This window comes from Inconstantimicrobium porci, from assembly GCF_009696465.1.
GTDB lineage: Bacteria > Bacillota > Clostridia > Clostridiales > Clostridiaceae > Inconstantimicrobium > Inconstantimicrobium porci.
Window position 1 is genome coordinate 22,246 of the sequence record NZ_VULX01000013.1, and the last position, 16,082, is coordinate 38,327.

Below are 16,082 nucleotides of genomic sequence, written 5' to 3' on the forward strand. Positions count from 1 at the left end.
GCTGCACTTCCTTATTAATAATTATTATCCTTTATAAACATACTATATTATAATCAGTCAATCAACTAATAATACTGATTTTCACATAATAATTCAAAGCAGGCATTCACTTCTTCATCAGTAAACAGCTCTTGATACTGTGGTTTAACAATTATTGCTTCCATAGTTAATTCAATATGTCCCTTTTCTGCTAACTTGTTAAAACAATCAGAAGTTCTGCCTTTTCTGATAATTTCCTTAGCAGTATTAACTATACCGAATCTTTCTATAGTACCTATAAGTCTTGTCATTTTACATCCATATTCTTTTTCTGCTGTTTTACAGCCTTTTAAAACTTCCTGCTGTAATTTCTTTTCTATCTCTGCCATCTTTCCACTCCTGTGTCATTTATCTATTTTTCTTTGTATATTATAACATCACCTTATATATTTTCTTACTTCTATTATGGTTTTAAATGTATTTTTATATGTATAATAAACTTATAGGGTATATATTGATGTGATTAAAATCAAATTTTATTTAAAAAGGGGATATAATCTATGAAATTAATTGAACAGCTGGAGAAGTATCAGCCTGTTAATGAGCAGGAAGAAAAAGATAAGTCATTTATCATTTCCTGTCTTAAGCAGTTTGATAATATTTTTTCAAGGGAAAATAATCTTGCCCACATGACTGCATCAGCCTGGGTGGTTAACAAAACACATGATAAGGTGCTGATGGCTTACCACAACATATATGATTCATGGTCATGGCTTGGAGGACATGCAGATGGAGAGACAGATCTGTTAAGCACCGCTATGCGTGAAGTTGAAGAAGAGAGTGGTATACATAATATTCATCCAGTTTCAGATGATATCTATTCACTTGAAGTACTAACTGTGGATGGACATATTAAGAGAGGTGAGTATGTTTCTTCCCACCTTCACTTAAATGTTACATACCTTATAGAAGCAGATGAAGCTGAATCTTTATCAATAAAACCTGATGAAAACAGTGGCGTTAAGTGGTTTGCACTTGATGAAGCCATAAAAGCCTCTTCAGAAAAGTGGTTTAGAGATAATATCTATAACAAGTTAAATGAAAAGCTGAAATATTTCAGATAAAAATAGCCTTAACCCTTGGTAATACTGGGTTAAGGCTAAAGTTCTGTCTTCGGCTTTAAATGACGTCCCGCTTAGACTGCGCTCAGAGAGGTAAGTACTTAAGGTCATCTTTTTACGCTATAAGCGTTTAATGGCATCCAACCTCGACCTTGCTCGGTTGGGCAAGTTCGAGAAGCCAAATCATAGATTTGGACTCTCACTTATGGTACGGTTCACCGTAACATGTCAAAAGGAGAGTTTTCATTACTTCCTCAATATAGCTCCCAAAATGAAAATTGTCTGGAGCAATCATAATAGTTGCTCCAAACAATTTGTAACCAACCTCTTGTTCTAAGATTCTTCATTATTAAATTCTGTAATACGTCAAGGTCTATAATATATACTTTTCGACCAGCAAATTACTAATTTACTCGTACCAGCCTCCATTGCTGATTATAGCCATTATTTGAGTACCACTGAATTACATTTGCTCCATTTTCATTAGATCCATACTCTACATCTAGCACCTTACCACTATTAATGTTCTGTAATATATAGTAACCATCATTAGTCTTTTTGATATTCCATCTTTGATTTGTCTGTCCATTAACAACATTATATACTGAATTTGATACAGTTTTAGGACCATATGATACTGCATCTTTATTTACCCAATCTATCTTTTCAATTTTTACTCTTGCCTTAGATGAGATAAATGAAGGTAAATTTCTAAATGTCGTATTAATTGTTCCGTCATTTGGACCACCAAAAATAAAGCTTACATATTTTTGATTGTTATCTACGCAAGCTACACCATCCACTTTATCACTATTATCATTAGGTGGAATAACATTAACCATATTACCAGTCATATCACCATACCACTTATAGAAGTACCATCCAGCTCCCTTTTGTGTATTAGTTGCTAGTAAACTTCCCAAACGTCCTGGTGCATTAGTAAACCACCATGATATTGCAGCACTGTCAATCTTATAACGCTCAAATTTTCCAATAAATCTTGCACTTGATCCAGGTTGTCCTTCAAGCTCATGCTTTGAATCGCAGTACTCATTTATAGATATTGGTAATTCTCTAATTCCTAATTCTCATTCTAACTTACGATATTCTTTTATATGGCTAGATACTCCACTAAGTCCAGAAAGTTCATGCCAACTCATAATATCAGGGAGACAATTGTTTGCTTTACAGAATTGTAAAAATGATCTCATTCTATTATGATTATACCAACTATCACAAGGTCCTATAATTTTTTCAGTTGGATCAAGTGATTTAAGTAAACGATAAGTTTGTTTCCACATTTTCTCAAATGAAACACCATTGTTTTTTGAAAGTACCATCTGGCTCATTCCAAATTTCATAACCATACCAGTTCCTACATCCAGATGCTTTTTTATCATTTACAAATGATCTTACTTGATTTAACCAGCCATCCATTCCTGGCCATCTATAAGGCCAATATGGTAACATATCTGCTAAATCAATTGAAACTCTTGCACTTGGTATACTTGAAAGTCGTCTTGCAACCTTTATAGCATCTCCATAAGGATGCTGACTTCCATTGCCGCCGCGTGCAGGATTTCTAAATACATATGGATGTAATGGTGCAACAAGTTCATTCAAATCATAGGGAACGTTTTCTATTAATCCATAAAGTGATCCATTTGCACAATGTGTTGCTCCTCTTATAACAGCGTTACAGTCTACAATCATTGTATCTGCTGCATGAGCTGTTATTCCATTTCCTACCAATCTTCCAATAATCAGCATAAATACAAGAACTGCTGATATTATTTTTTTCTTCTTTTCATACTTTTTCCTCCTTTTAATAAATATATTATTAAGCGGCCTTTACTTACATAAATATCCACCCCTATTCATAATACATTAGTTGTAAATAAACTTAACTATCTTATTCGTATATTGGCTATATGTATTCTTGAATAAATAAAAATACAAATTTGTTAGAGTATAATTTTTGTAGGCAGGAAAATTGATAAATAAAATAGATTTACAGGGAAGGGAAAAAATACAATTTATATGTAAAATAATGGATAATTAATAAAAAGTTTAAAAAGATATATTTTTGCCAACATTTACTTGACACAAACTACAAATTTTCAACAATTGACAATGTATTTTTTGAAGCGTATAATGCTTTTTTACTGACTAAAAAAAATTAGGGGGCTGAATATATGACATTTTATGAAGAATTGCAGTTAAACCAAGCAGGTTCAAAAGAGCTTATTAGAAATTCACAAAATAATAAAGAAAAATTAAGACATTTAGCTATTTATATTTTTAAGATTTTTATAACCATGGTATTTTGTATGGCGTTTGTAATTGCTTATAGCAAGTTTTTTGGTAATGATAACAGTATTGTTGGTGTTATTGTTCTTCTTTTTGTTTTAGTATTTAGAAATATAGATTTATCAATAAAAACATCCCATGCACTTCCTTCCTTAATAGCTATATTTGCAATTTTAGCTATAGGACCAAGATTAAGTAATGCTAGTAATATATACGTTGAATCATTAGTGAATAGTGTATGTATTTTTCTATTAATGTTTTTAGGATGTCATAATGAAAAAATGTGTAATCATTCTACATTAGTATTAGGATACCTTTTACTATATGGTTATGATGTATATGGAAATGCTTATATTAAAAGATTAGAGGCTATTGCTGTAGGTGCTATAATTACTGGAATAATATATTTTAGAAATCATAGAAAAAAGACTTATGAGCTAAACTTTTTAAGTTTCTTTCAAGAGTTTGATATCAACGCCCATAGAACAAAATGGCAGTTATCTCTTACTCTTGCTATATCTTCGATCCTACTTATTGCAAGAATGATAAATCTTCCAAGACATATATGGGCAGGTATTGCAGTTATGTCTATAGTAACTCCTTTCCCAACAGGTAAAAAGCAAAAAGTAAAGGAAAGAATTTTAGGAAATGTTTTTGGAGCTTTACTAGTATTTATTATTTATGCTTACTGTCCAGAATTTATGTATAATAACATTGGAACTATTGGAGGAATAGGGGTAGGACTTTCTGCAACTTATGGCTTCCAGTCAGTATTTAATACATTTGGAGCTATATCTGCTGCATCAACGCTTCTAGGCTTTCCAGCAGCTATATTCTATAGAGTTTTTAATAATGTTCTAGGTTCTGTATATGGAATAGTTTTTAATAAATATTTTTGTAAACTTGTAGGTAATGAAAGATAATTATAAAACCGCCAATATGGCGGTTTTACTTTTTAGATATTATTATTCTCATATTTTCATCATACTTAATCCCTAATTCCTTAGATAACTTATCATTTAACGTTGTAAGTTTATCATGATAATCTTTGTACTCACTACTTAATATTTTCATGTTAGGTATAAATACATCATAATATCCACTGCTATCAAAGAAATCATTAATCTGTTTTTTAAATTTATTAAATGGATTTATTAATTTTACTAGAGATTTATCATTTTGTTTTTCTATATTATCCAATAACTTTTTCTTATACCTTTCTAATTCCACACCTTCTGCATTTAACATATTATTTATCTCATTTCTCATATTTTCATTCATATGTTTTGCCATCTCTTCAGTTGTATTTTCATATACAGCTTGAATAATTCTAGGTACTTTTATATCCGGAACATTATCCAAAAATTCAACAATCTCCATCCATGCTTGATACTTCTCTTGTGTATCTATTGGTTCATTTAAATATGGCGCAAAGTGATATGATAAATATATACCTATACCATTTGGAAAAGCTCTAATTAATTCTTTTTTAATAAATTCACCATTATTTTTTTCTATTTCTATAATTTCTTTATTCATCTCTCTAATAAAAATTTCATTAAAATTATTATTTAATACTTTTTCTAGATATACCTTCTCTTTTTTTATCTGTATTTCTTTATCTTGTTTTTCTTTTATAATGTTATTAATTATGCTCTTCTTATCTTTACTATTTATTATTATTTTAATATCTTTAATAGCTATATCTAATTTTCTATATAATGATATTTCATTTAATAATGCTATGTCTTCTTTTGAGTATTCTCTATATCCATTATTACCTTTTCTAACTCTTATAAGGCCCTGTTTTTCATAATATGAAATTGCTTTCTTTGTTAATCCTGTTAAACTACAAACTTCTTTTATTAACATATAACCACCTCTAATTTATATGTTAATCTAATCCCCTAGGTATCAGTCAATAACAATTTATTATTTTAAAAATTTCATCTTATTTATACATATAAAAATAGTGCTAACCCATTTATTCCAATGGTTAACACTAAAAACATCACTTACTTGTGATACGGTTCTCCGTATCGGTATTAAGTGAGGTTTTACCATTTTATTCTTGTGTATATATTCTAGTTAATTATGGTATAATCCAAAAGTACAATTTAATAGTTGAATGTGGGCTACTGGTATCGCTCACCTTTCTTGTGAAAGGAGGTGATACTTATGAGTAACGATGATTTAATGTTACTATTTACAGCAGGTATATTCTTAATAGCATTATTAACTTTTATAGTGTTACTTATAGAAAAAATCACAAAAAAATAGTAGCCCCATCTCGCAATTGACAAGCTACTATTTTTATTTCATAAAAATCTAGTGCTACCAGTTGCCTAAGCAACTAGAATTGTATAAGAAGGGTGTTACAGCACTCTTCTTTTTTATTATCTGTATTTCTTATTTATATTATATCAAATTTTTATAAAAAATAAACATAATAAATTTAAAACTTAACGTTCTGCCATATATTTTTCTATTTCATTAGAATCTAATTTTCTCACTTCAGTATTAGGAAATTCTCTGTATTCTCTAACCGAAAAAACAGGAGACATTTTATCACAGAACTTTCCTTTATTCTTTTTTAAATAAACTTCTACATCTTCAGCATCAGCAAAAATTTTATATGATATTCTACCTTTATTATTCTTTATCTCATAAATACCACATGACTTCTTCATAGTATAATCAGCAGTTCTTAAATAAAGTTTTGCAATATCTAGAGATTTAAATGGGAAGTTCCATCTCTGTAGTCCTCTTTTTGAGTCATGCTCTATACATATACAACGTCCACAAGTTCCACAAATATATTGGGTATGATTCTTTAAACATTCTAATGGTTTAAGTAATGGCGTTATTCTATTATTATCTACATAGCATTCTTCACACATATATTATCCTCCACATTAAACTACAATTTCAAATATATTAACCGTACTTATTTACAATGATATTGTAACATATTCTGTAAATAAAATATTACTTATGATACGCCATTTTCACGTATAAAAATTGTGTTAACCCAGTATTGTGAAGGTTTAAGGCTAAAAACATCACTTATTTATGGTACGGTTCATTGTTTGCTATTCTGAAGTTTCTATATATCTGCTCTAGGAGCATTACTCTGAATAGCTGATGTGGAAATGTCATTTTTGAAAAACATAGTTTATAGTCTGCTCTTTTGATGACATCTTCTGAAAGACCAAGTGAACCTCCGATGACAAATGCCATGTTTGAGTTGCCCATTAAGCACTGCTTTTCTATAAACTTTGAGAATTCCACTGATGTAAGTTGCTTACCGTTAAGATCCATGGCTACAACAAACATGCTGTCTTTAATTCTGCTAAGGATAGCGTTGCCTTCTTTTTCTTTTATTGCAAGTTCTTCTTTCTCTGAAGCATTTTCAGGAGTCTTTTCATCCTGAAGTTCTATAATTTCAAGTTTGCAGTATCTTGAAAGTCTTTTTGCATACTCATCAATTGCTGCTTTTAAATATTTCTCTTTTAATTTACCAACAGTTATAAGTGTAATGTTCATAAAAAATCCTCCTAAGTGTATACAGATATTGTACCACAAAGGAGGATTTATAATAAATTAATTACTTAGTAATATATAGATAAACAAGCTTAATTGTATTCTCAAAAGCTTCATAATGAGTTCTTTCCATTCCATGAGAAGCATGAACTCCTGGTCCAACAAGTGCACCTCTTATATCATTTCCACCGCTAAGAGCAGCACTTACGTCCGATCCATATCTTGGATATATGTCTACAGCATAGCTTATACCATTAGCCTTTGCTAAATTTACAAGATCAGTAGTCATATTATAATCATATGGACCACTTGAATCTTTAGCACATATAGAAACATCATATTCTGTACAGCTTAAATCATCGCCAATACATCCCATATCAACAGTTAAAAGTTCTGTAATATCCTTTGGAAGATATGCAGCTCCATGCCCAACTTCTTCATATGTAGAAATAAGTATCTTCACATTGTATGAAGGAACAATGTTTTCTCTGCTCATCATTTCTAAAAGTCCTAAAAGACAAGAAACACTGCCCTTATCATCAATAAATCTTGACTTAATAAATCCGCTTTCAGTAATTGTAGTCTTAGGATCTATGAATATAAAATCTCCAGGACATATTCCAAGCTTTTCAACATCTTCTTTAGATTTAACCACTTCGTCAATTCTAACTTCCATATTTTGAGGTTCGCGTTTCTTGCTTGATGCGTCATCAAAAACATGAACAGATGGACTTGTGCTTAAGAAAGTACCTGTATAAATCTTTCCATCCCTAGTTCTTATCTTACAGTATTCTGAATCAAGAGTCGGTACACATGGTCCTCCCAGTAATGTGAACTTTAAAGTTCCATCTGCAGTGATAGACCTAACCATAGCTCCAAGTGTATCAACATGGGCAGACAATCCTATAGTCTTTTCACTACTTTTACCTGGAACTTCAATAACTGCACATCCCTTATTAGTTCTAGTAAGTTTATATCCAAATTCATTAACCTTCTTTTCAATTAAATCAACTATATCAAAGCAAAAACCTGTTGGACTATCAAACTTTAATATTTCTTCTGCTGTCTTTAACACGTATTCTTTATTTATTTTTAATTCCATTGATTAATCCTCCTCTTTATGATCTTTATTTAACAAATTTAAGAATTCATCAAAAGGTACTGGTTTACTGTAATAATACCCTTGATAATATGTGCATCCAATATTCTTCATCATGTCATACTGTTCTTTATCTTCTACTCCTTCACTTACTATATCAAGTCCTAACTTTTTAGCCATAGATGTTACCTGCTGAAGAATAATTCTATCCTTTGGTTCCTTCATACTACTATTCGTAAAACCTCTATCAAATTTAAGTTCATCAAGATGCATTTTTGAAAGATATGATAATGATGAATATCCTGTTCCAAAATCATCAAACGAAAATCTAAAGCCGACCTTTTTGAGTTTCCTCATTGTATCATTAACAAGTTCAATATTATTTATAAGCACTGATTCTGTTCCATCTCACAAGAGCTTCTGCTCCTGATATATTATTAGTTCCTAAAAAAGGCTTAGGCTGTAGATATACCTCCCAGCTGTCATGCATAATTGCATTCTTTAACTTTGCCTGCATATTAAGATTTTTTTTGAAGCTGCTCATACATTTTATATTCATATACAGAATATGATTCTGGACTTTTTTTAGCATTATCGCAAGCTAGTTCAAGTTCACTTAATAGTTTGTCAAACCCTATTTGTCCTCCATCAATAACAGTTATCCCCACATATGGTTCAAGATCTATCATACATGGTGAACTTGAACTTATTACTCCTATTGATATTAATATAAATGAAAAAAAGCTATAATCCTAGCGACTTTCTCTTTAATCCCTGCCTGTATACAAAAATATATAGTGACAAAGAGCGATGCTTCCAAAGAATAGGCTACAGAAAACTTTTTAATATCATCTATAGACTTAACATAATATTCATGTCTTGATAACTTATCTTCGTAATAGACAAAAAATATGTATGATGTTATTACAATTAAATTTAATACCGTTACTATAAATTCTAGCATCTGTCGAATAGTAGATATGTCCACGTCTTCACATCCTAATCTTAGTCCTTATATTAATATATTACTAATAACATGATACCTTGTCAATTTGTGCTTTATATAGTAAATATAATCAAACAACAGAGGCAGTTAATTAAAAATTAATTAACTGCCTCTGTACTATTCTAATTCATTTTTTGTTGTATACTATATGTTCTTACCACAACATTTTTTATATTTCTTTCCACTACCGCATGGACAAGAATCGTTTCTGCCAACTTTATTTTCGTTCACTATTATTTTTGATTTTCTAAATTCTTTAGCTAATTCTTTTCTCTTCTCCTGTGAGAATATAGCATCCCATTGTGGAAGTTGATATAAGTAATCTGCTTTTGCATCAATCATGTTTATGTATAATTTCTCAAAATCAATATCTAAAACCACTTCATCATCAGCTGTAATTTTTTCCAAGTCATATTCCTTCTTTAAGCTGTCATTGATTCCATCTAAGAATCCCATAGCAAATTCTACTGTTGTATCAGCTTTCTTTGCAAGTTCAGTTAAAGATGTCTTTACTACAGTTTCATGATTAGCTAATAGCTCCATGTATATTTTCTTTTCAATAGAACCATATTCTTTCCAAAAAGCAGGCTCTCCATTTTTCTTAACAAAATCTACAACCATATCAGTCCATTGTTTATATAAATTCATATCTCTCATTCTCCTATCAATACTAACTATACTACATAAATTATAAATATTTTTTACTTATTTTTCAAGTAGTCATATTTAAAATATATAACATTCACTAGCATTATTTCTTTCCGCTAATGATAAGTGTACATCGTTTCCTATCACTATTCCGTTATCCTCAAGAATATTACCTACTGTTTTATAAGCAAGTTCAGGATAATTATTCGTGTTACTTAAATGTCCTAAGAATATCTTTCTTTTATCTTTAATTCTTAAAAGATCAAGTATTGCATTACCGCAATCATCATTTGATAAATGACCAATTTCACTTAATATTCTTGTCTTAAGCGGATATGGATATGGTCCATACTTAACCATCTGTACATCATGATTACTTTCTATAAGCATTACATCTGATTCTTTTATATTATCCTTTATCTCTTCAGTAAAAGTTCCCATGTCTGTTGCAACACTACATATCTTTCCATTGCAACACATTGAATACCCAACTGGTGCAGCTGCATCATGTGGTATATTAAAACTTTTAATATCAAGATCTTTTATTGATACACTACTTCTTCTATCCATAAATTTAACGTTATGACTCTTTATATTACCAATACTTTTTTCCATAGCAATCCACGTAAGTTCATTTGCATATATAGGAATATCATATTTCCTGGATAAGACACCGACACCTTTTACATGATCAATATGTTCATGTGTTATAAATATACCATCTATATCTCTTGGATCTTCATCAATAGATTTTAATGCCTCATCTATCTTCTTGCCTGCCATACCTGCGTCTACAAGAATCCTTGCGTTTCCTGATGATATAAAAATACTGTTTCCACCGCTTCCACTATACAACGAACAAAACTTCATCTCTGTCCCCCATAAAACTAGTCGCTTACTCTTTCTATATTTGCGCCTAATGCTCTAAATTTTTTCTCTATATGTGGATATCCTCTATCTATATGTTCAATATTATGAACTTCTGTAACTCCCTCAGCTATTATTCCTGCTATAACCATAGCTGCTCCAGCTCTTAAATCAGTAGCCTTTACACTTGCTCCTGTAAGCCTTTCAACACCTTCTATTATTGCAGTTCTACCTTCAACCTTGATATTTGCACCCATTTTTCTAAGTTCATCTACATGCTTATGTCTTGCTTCATAGATAGTTTCTATTATAAGGCTTCTGCCTTTTACAGTAGATAAAAGTGTACACATTGGCTGTTGAGCATCTGTAGGGAATCCTGGGTAAGGAAGAGTTTTAATATTAACTCCCTTCATTTCTCCAACATATCTTACTCTTACAGAATCATCACCACATGTAACTTCTGTGCCCATTTCAACAAGCTTAGCTGTTATTGATTCTAAATGCTTTGGTATAACATTCTTAACTGTTACATCTCCATGGCTTGCTGCTGCTGCAATCATAAAAGTAGCAGCTTCAATCTGATCAGGTATTACACTATAAGAACATCCTTTTAATTCTTTAACACCGTTAATTCGTATTACATCTGTACCTGCTCCCTTTATTTCAGCTCCCATTGTATTAAGGAAGTTTGCCACATCAACAACATGTGGTTCTTTTGCTGCATTTTCAAGCACTGTAGTTCCTTCTGCAAATACAGCTGCAAGCATAACATTTATAGTAGCTCCGATACTTACAACATCAAAAAATATGTTTGTTCCAATAAGTCTGTCTGCCTTTACAATTACAGTTCCATGTTCGATACTGACTTCTGCACCTAGTGCTTCGAATCCCTTTATGTGCTGGTCTATTGGTCTTACACCAATAGGGCATCCACCTGGAAGATCAACTTTTGCATGTTTAAATCTTCCTAACAAAGCTCCTATAAAATAGTAAGAAGCTCTCATGTTTCTTACATATTCAGTACATGCTTCACAGTTTGAGATTTCACTTGCATCAACTTCAACAGAATTACTATCTATAGTATTAATCTTTCCGCCCAAATCAGTAATTATCTGTTTTAAACATTCTACGTCTTCAATTTCAGGTATATTATCTATTATGCACTTTCCTTTACTTGCCAGAACAGTAGCTGGTAATATAGCTACTGCCGCATTTTTAGCTCCATTTATGTCTACTTCGCCATTTAAAGTTGTACGGCCTTTAATAACTAATTTTTCCATCGTTTCCACCCTTATCAATAAATTTTCTCTATAAAAAATTTACTTTCATAATCGAAAAATTCCTTGCAATATTATAAGTAAAATTCTAAATTATCATGTTTTTTATTTATTATAATTAATTTTTGTCCATAGCTTCCATTATATCATATAAGCCTAATATTTAAAGATATTTTTTTATATACTATGTGGTAATTTTTCCTTGTTAATGATAGGATTGTTGTTTTATCTTCCAAGTATATGATATAATTTATGATAAGTTTAATAACTTATTTTGGAAAGGGGCTTAATATGAAATATTATTTAGTTGCTTCATTTGATAATGACTCATACAGTCATATAGAAGCTGTTCAAAAAAGAATCTCAAAAAAATATAAAACATCTAGAAACGCTACTAAGCCTCGAATCTTATTAGAAACTATAGAAGATCCTGATTTTGATAAACTTGATAAGATTATTACAGGTTTTCTAGCGCCTTATAAAAAATTTAAAGTTGAAGTACTAAACGTTTCTGCTCAGAATAATTCATACCATTCCCTTAATTTAAACATTGAATCAAAAGGATATATCAAGAGGTTTAATAGATGCTTTAACGCATTATTATATTCTAATGGCTTTAATGTTAAGTCTAACCATAATATGGATGAATTATGTATATTTTTAGGAAACCTAAACATTAAAGATCAAGTTAATATTTCTAATGTTGATATTCCTTTAAACTTTCAGACAATAAAAGTTAATAAAATAGAACTGACTAAATCTCTAAACAATAAACCTGACTCTATTATTAAGACATATACTTTAAGAGATTATTAGGTCGCTTATTTTTATATCCTCTATTGGTCATAAAAAACATTAAAATAATAAAATGTAAAAAAAATATTCTGATACCGTTTACCTCACTTTAAAATTTTTTTAATATTTTGTAAAATATTATTATGGTTTTTTCTAATAAAGATGGGAGGCTTTTTATGAATATTGGTAAATTCTATGATCAACAGAGGAAGTATAATAAGCTATTAGTAATAGACCCAAAAATAAACAAAGCAAAAATGTCTACAAGAAAATATTTGGCCTTAAATGTAAAGCTAAGTGCATTAGCTAATGAAACTCAGTGCTTTAAATATTGGATTGATAAGAATTACAAAATGATTAGTAGCAAAATATTTGACAAGTATATTGAATGCTTAAGTCACATACTTACAATTGGACTTGATAAAAATTATATCGATATCGAGGAAGTAGATGTACGTCCAAATGATTATTGTTTAAGCGATCAGTTCTTAAACTTATTTGTAGATATAAATGATATGATGATTTCATGTTCAATAGATCATTACCAAACACTTTTTGAAGACTTTATAAGTCTTGGAATAAGCCTAGGCTTTTCACAGGCAAAAATAGAAAAAGGCTTTCTAAACAGTTCAACATGTTTTAGTATAGCTCTGTAATTTTATACATTTATTAAGCGCCTATCGGAAATACTAATTTTCGGAGGTGTTTTTTATGTTCGGAATAATTTTTTCAATAATTGCAGGTGTTGCAATGAGTATTCAAGGAGTCTTTAACAGCAGGTTAGGTGAAAAAATAGGTCTATGGGAAACAAACACTATAGTTCAGGGTTCAGCATTTGTTTTAACTCTTATAATTACTCTATTATTTGGTAAAGGAAATTTCAAAGAAATTCAAAGTGCAAATAAATTATATCTTACAGGTGGAATAATAGGAGTTATTATAACTTTTACCGTAATGATGAGTATCCTGAAACTTGGTCCTACATATGCTATTTCAATAATCCTTGTGGCACAACTTATTGCTGCTGCATTAATCGACCTCTTTGGTTTATTCGATTCTGAGAAAATTGGATTTGGATTTACAAAAATAATTGGCGTAATAGTAATGATAATTGGTATAATTATATTTAAATGGAGAAGTTAACACATTTAATATAAGGAGTTTATTATGTCTTTTTTTAAAAATATTATTTTTTTGTCTAGAATGACATTTAGGAATTTATGTACAGTTCCAAAGCAAAGAAGAAACTGTCATACAGACTCATTAGAGGTGAATTCCGCTTTATGGCTTGGTCATGCTACCGTCCTTTTAAACATAAACGGTACAACAATACTTACTGACCCTGTTTTATGCGGCTATCTTGGATATATGAAACGAGTAGTTAAAATTCCTGTTGATATATCTAAATATCATGTAGATTACATACTTTTATCACACGGTCATACAGATCACATACACTTTCCTTCATTAAGAAAAATAAATAAGGATGCTATAGTAATTGTTCCTACAATATATAAGCGTTTTTTAAATCATATCGGTTTTAATAATGTCTATAAACTTTCACCAGGAGAAGTTTTTGAAGATGATAATATAAGAATCGAATCACTTGAAGCTATTCATGATGGAAGAAGATTTTATATTGGCAAATTTACTGAATCTAACGCTTATCTTATAAAATGCAATAATAAGACAGTTTTTTATGCAGGAGATACAGCATATACTGAAAACTTCAATGATATTAAAAGCGACATTGCATTGATGCCAGTTGGGTGCTATACACCTGAAAGATTTTCTGTAATGCATTGTTCACCAGAAGAAAGCTTTAAAATGTTTAAAAAAATGAAAAGTTCTATAATGCTACCTATACATTATAGAACATTTATCATTTCTCTTGATGACGAAGAACGCACAATGAAAAAACTTCAAGAACTGAATGATGGTTCAATAAATATTGCTGATATAGGGCAAAGAGTTAATTTTTAATTCTTTGTCTTTTTATTTTATGAGTACAACTTAAAGACTAATTAATCATATACATATACTGAAACTAATTTTAAGGAGTCTTTTTATGTTTAAACGAAAGCTTGAAGAGAATCTCTTATACTGTGTGAAACGAAACATATATAAAAAATATAGAGTACTTATAAAATACAACAATTTTTCAGATAAAATTATCTCTAAAATAGAAAAATCCAATGGTACAGTCTATTCTTCTTTAAAACATATATGCCTTATATGTGCAGAAGTAAAAAGCCTTACCTTAAACAGGCTTATTGAAATGCCAGAAGTAACTTATGTATGCTTTGATGATTATTGCCACATATGTGCATCTCCTATAGGTATAGAACCTGCTAACGGACTTCGCTTTTCTCATAATTATAAGTTATGCGGCAAAAATATCTCCATTGCACTAATAGATACTGGTGTTTATCCTCATAAAGATCTTACCGAACCTGTAAACAGAATAATATACTTCAATGATATCATAAACAACATTCACTATCCTTATGATGATAACGGCCATGGTACATTTATAGCTGGCATTATGTGTGGAAGCGGTCTGTACTGCAACAATATGTATAAAGGTCTTGCCACAAAATCAAATCTATATGTCTATAAATGTTTTGATGCTAAGGGAAAAGGATTTGTTTCAGATATACTTTATGCTCTTGATATAATTATAGATATGTATGAAGAAGCTAATATAAAAATAATCTGCCTTGCTGCAGAATACTTAAGTTATAACTCTTTTATAATCAATGCTTTTAATGATATGTTTAAAAAATGTTGTGATAAAAACATCATAGTTGTGGTACCATCAGGCAGCAGCAAAAACAGTGACTGCTCAATTAAAGGCTTCGCTACTTCAAAATACTGTTTTACAATAGGAGGCTATGATACTTACAAGACAGATAAACCATATGAATATTCTTCCAGCGGTCCTTATCTAAAGCTTACAAAGCCAGAATTTGTAGCAGCAGCTTCGAATATAACATCATTAAATTCAGATGTAACCTTTGTTTCAGAAAGGCGTGGTATAAAACTGTATCCTAGCAAACTTGAAAAGCTCTATACTGTTTATTCAGGCACATCATGTTCCTCTGCTTATATATGTTCAATAATTGCATTGCTTTTTGAAGATAACATAAACCTTACATTCAATGATATTTTATCACTCTTTAAGTTATCTGCAGTCTCACCAGATATAAACAAAGAATATGTAACAAAAAATATGGTAGGCTATGGACTTATAGATCCAACACAAATACTGAAGTAAAAGTAGAATTAAAGATCTATTTCGACTCCTCAATTGTTAAAATTGAAGCTCATAAAAATAATATAACAGGGCACAAGTCACAGGTCACAGATAATGACGAAACTTCCCTGTGGGCAGTTTCATAAAGAAAACAAAGCCTTATTCTGAATTTTCTTTTTAG

21 protein-coding genes are annotated in these 16,082 nt (G+C 30.3%); 8 read left to right on the top strand and 13 right to left on the bottom strand.

All coding sequences use genetic code 11. From position 1 onward, the window contains the following. Positions 1-65: 65 nt before the first annotated feature. A complete protein-coding gene (locus tag FYJ33_RS09555; protein WP_154531522.1) occupies positions 66-368 on the bottom strand; it encodes a hypothetical protein in 303 nt (100 codons plus the stop codon). 171 nt (positions 369-539) lie between these two features. Here FYJ33_RS09555 and FYJ33_RS09560 point away from each other — a divergent pair, with 171 nt between their 5' ends. Further along, positions 540-1,103, top strand: coding sequence for an NUDIX hydrolase (locus FYJ33_RS09560; protein ID WP_154531523.1), 564 nt, complete (start codon positions 540-542; stop codon positions 1,101-1,103). A gap of 401 nt (positions 1,104-1,504) precedes the next feature. Here FYJ33_RS09560 and FYJ33_RS16370 read toward each other — a convergent pair whose 3' ends face one another. Further along, positions 1,505-2,023, bottom strand: a complete 519-nt coding sequence (locus tag FYJ33_RS16370) for an RICIN domain-containing protein (protein ID WP_235900823.1) — start codon at positions 2,021-2,023, stop codon at positions 1,505-1,507. Between the two features lie 382 nt (positions 2,024-2,405). Beyond that, complete coding sequence (locus tag FYJ33_RS16375) at positions 2,406-2,870, bottom strand: hypothetical protein (protein WP_235900824.1); 465 nt, start codon at positions 2,868-2,870, stop codon at positions 2,406-2,408. 425 nt (positions 2,871-3,295) lie between these two features. On the opposite strand from FYJ33_RS16375, the gene FYJ33_RS09570 reads away from it, so the two are divergent. Beyond that, a complete protein-coding gene (locus FYJ33_RS09570; RefSeq protein ID WP_154531524.1) occupies positions 3,296-4,333 on the top strand; it encodes an FUSC family protein in 1,038 nt (345 codons plus the stop codon). A 25-nt stretch (positions 4,334-4,358) separates the two neighbouring features. Here the strand turns inward: FYJ33_RS09570 and FYJ33_RS09575 are convergent, their stop codons facing one another. After that, positions 4,359-5,282: a MerR family transcriptional regulator gene (locus FYJ33_RS09575; RefSeq protein WP_154531525.1), complete on the bottom strand. Its 924-nt coding sequence runs from the start codon at positions 5,280-5,282 to the stop codon at positions 4,359-4,361. A 306-nt stretch (positions 5,283-5,588) separates the two neighbouring features. On the opposite strand from FYJ33_RS09575, the gene FYJ33_RS09580 reads away from it, so the two are divergent. Next, positions 5,589-5,690, top strand: coding sequence for a putative holin-like toxin (locus tag FYJ33_RS09580; protein WP_154531526.1), 102 nt, complete (start codon positions 5,589-5,591; stop codon positions 5,688-5,690). A 182-nt stretch (positions 5,691-5,872) separates the two neighbouring features. Here the strand turns inward: FYJ33_RS09580 and FYJ33_RS09585 are convergent, their stop codons facing one another. The 9 genes from FYJ33_RS09585 to FYJ33_RS09625 form a co-directional block, all read right to left on the bottom strand. Beyond that, complete coding sequence (locus FYJ33_RS09585; RefSeq protein ID WP_154531527.1) at positions 5,873-6,310, bottom strand: hypothetical protein; 438 nt, start codon at positions 6,308-6,310, stop codon at positions 5,873-5,875. Positions 6,311-6,476: 166 nt separating this feature from the next. Continuing rightward, positions 6,477-6,956 carry a 23S rRNA (pseudouridine(1915)-N(3))-methyltransferase RlmH gene (gene rlmH / locus FYJ33_RS09590; RefSeq protein WP_154531528.1) on the bottom strand — a complete coding sequence of 160 codons (480 nt, stop codon included), beginning with the start codon at positions 6,954-6,956 and terminating at the stop codon, positions 6,477-6,479. 61 nt (positions 6,957-7,017) lie between these two features. Further along, the gene (locus tag FYJ33_RS09595) at positions 7,018-8,055 is read right to left on the bottom strand and encodes a M42 family metallopeptidase (protein ID WP_154531529.1); all 1,038 of its coding nucleotides are present in this window, start codon (positions 8,053-8,055) and stop codon (positions 7,018-7,020) included. Positions 8,056-8,058: 3 nt separating this feature from the next. Next, positions 8,059-8,445 (bottom strand): EAL domain-containing protein, encoded by a 387-nt coding sequence (locus tag FYJ33_RS09600; protein ID WP_154531530.1) that lies wholly within the window; start codon positions 8,443-8,445, stop codon positions 8,059-8,061. Beyond that, entirely contained in the window at positions 8,432-8,569 is a 138-nt protein-coding gene (locus FYJ33_RS09605) for a hypothetical protein (protein ID WP_154531531.1), read from the bottom strand. Before FYJ33_RS09605 ends, FYJ33_RS09600 begins: the two co-directional genes overlap by 14 nt. 1 nt (position 8,570) lies before the next feature. Continuing rightward, positions 8,571-8,741, bottom strand: a complete 171-nt coding sequence (locus tag FYJ33_RS09610; protein WP_154531532.1) for a hypothetical protein — start codon at positions 8,739-8,741, stop codon at positions 8,571-8,573. Between the two features lie 461 nt (positions 8,742-9,202). Beyond that, entirely contained in the window at positions 9,203-9,706 is a 504-nt protein-coding gene (locus tag FYJ33_RS09615; protein ID WP_154531533.1) for an SEC-C metal-binding domain-containing protein, read from the bottom strand. A 78-nt stretch (positions 9,707-9,784) separates the two neighbouring features. Further along, positions 9,785-10,576 (bottom strand): MBL fold metallo-hydrolase, encoded by a 792-nt coding sequence (locus tag FYJ33_RS09620; protein WP_154531534.1) that lies wholly within the window; start codon positions 10,574-10,576, stop codon positions 9,785-9,787. Positions 10,577-10,593: 17 nt separating this feature from the next. After that, positions 10,594-11,853, bottom strand: coding sequence for a UDP-N-acetylglucosamine 1-carboxyvinyltransferase (locus FYJ33_RS09625; RefSeq protein ID WP_154531535.1), 1,260 nt, complete (start codon positions 11,851-11,853; stop codon positions 10,594-10,596). 288 nt (positions 11,854-12,141) lie between these two features. Between FYJ33_RS09625 and FYJ33_RS09630 the strand changes: the two genes are divergently transcribed. The 5 genes from FYJ33_RS09630 to FYJ33_RS09650 all read left to right on the top strand — a co-directional run bounded on the left by FYJ33_RS09630 (position 12,142) and on the right by FYJ33_RS09650 (position 15,922). Then, a complete protein-coding gene (locus FYJ33_RS09630; protein ID WP_154531536.1) occupies positions 12,142-12,666 on the top strand; it encodes a hypothetical protein in 525 nt (174 codons plus the stop codon). Positions 12,667-12,821: 155 nt separating this feature from the next. Next, positions 12,822-13,301, top strand: coding sequence for a dUTP diphosphatase (locus FYJ33_RS09635; RefSeq protein ID WP_154531537.1), 480 nt, complete (start codon positions 12,822-12,824; stop codon positions 13,299-13,301). Positions 13,302-13,356: 55 nt separating this feature from the next. Then, positions 13,357-13,788, top strand: coding sequence for a DMT family transporter (locus FYJ33_RS09640; protein WP_154531538.1), 432 nt, complete (start codon positions 13,357-13,359; stop codon positions 13,786-13,788). 24 nt (positions 13,789-13,812) lie between these two features. Next, entirely contained in the window at positions 13,813-14,628 is an 816-nt protein-coding gene (locus tag FYJ33_RS09645) for an MBL fold metallo-hydrolase (protein ID WP_154531539.1), read from the top strand. An 85-nt stretch (positions 14,629-14,713) separates the two neighbouring features. Further along, positions 14,714-15,922: a S8 family serine peptidase gene (locus FYJ33_RS09650; RefSeq protein WP_154531540.1), complete on the top strand. Its 1,209-nt coding sequence runs from the start codon at positions 14,714-14,716 to the stop codon at positions 15,920-15,922. Positions 15,923-16,082 lie beyond the last annotated feature (160 nt).

Bases quoted from the DNA above. Each gene is read 5' to 3' on its own strand.
- FYJ33_RS09560 (WP_154531523.1), top strand. From the start codon at position 540: ATGAAATTAATTGAACAGCTGGAGAAGTATCAGCCTGTTAATGAGCAG.
- FYJ33_RS09610 (WP_154531532.1), bottom strand. From the start codon at position 8,741: ATGATAGATCTTGAACCATATGTGGGGATAACTGTTATTGATGGAGGA.
- FYJ33_RS09625 (WP_154531535.1), bottom strand. From the start codon at position 11,853: ATGGAAAAATTAGTTATTAAAGGCCGTACAACTTTAAATGGCGAAGTA.
- FYJ33_RS09620 (WP_154531534.1), bottom strand. From the start codon at position 10,576: ATGAAGTTTTGTTCGTTGTATAGTGGAAGCGGTGGAAACAGTATTTTT.
- FYJ33_RS09575 (WP_154531525.1), bottom strand. From the start codon at position 5,282: ATGTTAATAAAAGAAGTTTGTAGTTTAACAGGATTAACAAAGAAAGCA.
- FYJ33_RS09645 (WP_154531539.1), top strand. From the start codon at position 13,813: ATGTCTTTTTTTAAAAATATTATTTTTTTGTCTAGAATGACATTTAGG.
- rlmH (WP_154531528.1), bottom strand. From the start codon at position 6,956: ATGAACATTACACTTATAACTGTTGGTAAATTAAAAGAGAAATATTTA.
- FYJ33_RS16375 (WP_235900824.1), bottom strand. From the start codon at position 2,870: ATGCTGATTATTGGAAGATTGGTAGGAAATGGAATAACAGCTCATGCA.
- FYJ33_RS09635 (WP_154531537.1), top strand. From the start codon at position 12,822: ATGAATATTGGTAAATTCTATGATCAACAGAGGAAGTATAATAAGCTA.
- FYJ33_RS09555 (WP_154531522.1), bottom strand. From the start codon at position 368: ATGGCAGAGATAGAAAAGAAATTACAGCAGGAAGTTTTAAAAGGCTGT.
- FYJ33_RS09570 (WP_154531524.1), top strand. From the start codon at position 3,296: ATGACATTTTATGAAGAATTGCAGTTAAACCAAGCAGGTTCAAAAGAG.
- FYJ33_RS09615 (WP_154531533.1), bottom strand. From the start codon at position 9,706: ATGAATTTATATAAACAATGGACTGATATGGTTGTAGATTTTGTTAAG.
- FYJ33_RS09585 (WP_154531527.1), bottom strand. From the start codon at position 6,310: ATGTGTGAAGAATGCTATGTAGATAATAATAGAATAACGCCATTACTT.
- FYJ33_RS09650 (WP_154531540.1), top strand. From the start codon at position 14,714: ATGTTTAAACGAAAGCTTGAAGAGAATCTCTTATACTGTGTGAAACGA.
- FYJ33_RS09605 (WP_154531531.1), bottom strand. From the start codon at position 8,569: ATGCAGGCAAAGTTAAAGAATGCAATTATGCATGACAGCTGGGAGGTA.
- FYJ33_RS09580 (WP_154531526.1), top strand. From the start codon at position 5,589: ATGAGTAACGATGATTTAATGTTACTATTTACAGCAGGTATATTCTTA.
- FYJ33_RS09630 (WP_154531536.1), top strand. From the start codon at position 12,142: ATGAAATATTATTTAGTTGCTTCATTTGATAATGACTCATACAGTCAT.
- FYJ33_RS09595 (WP_154531529.1), bottom strand. From the start codon at position 8,055: ATGGAATTAAAAATAAATAAAGAATACGTGTTAAAGACAGCAGAAGAA.
- FYJ33_RS09640 (WP_154531538.1), top strand. From the start codon at position 13,357: ATGTTCGGAATAATTTTTTCAATAATTGCAGGTGTTGCAATGAGTATT.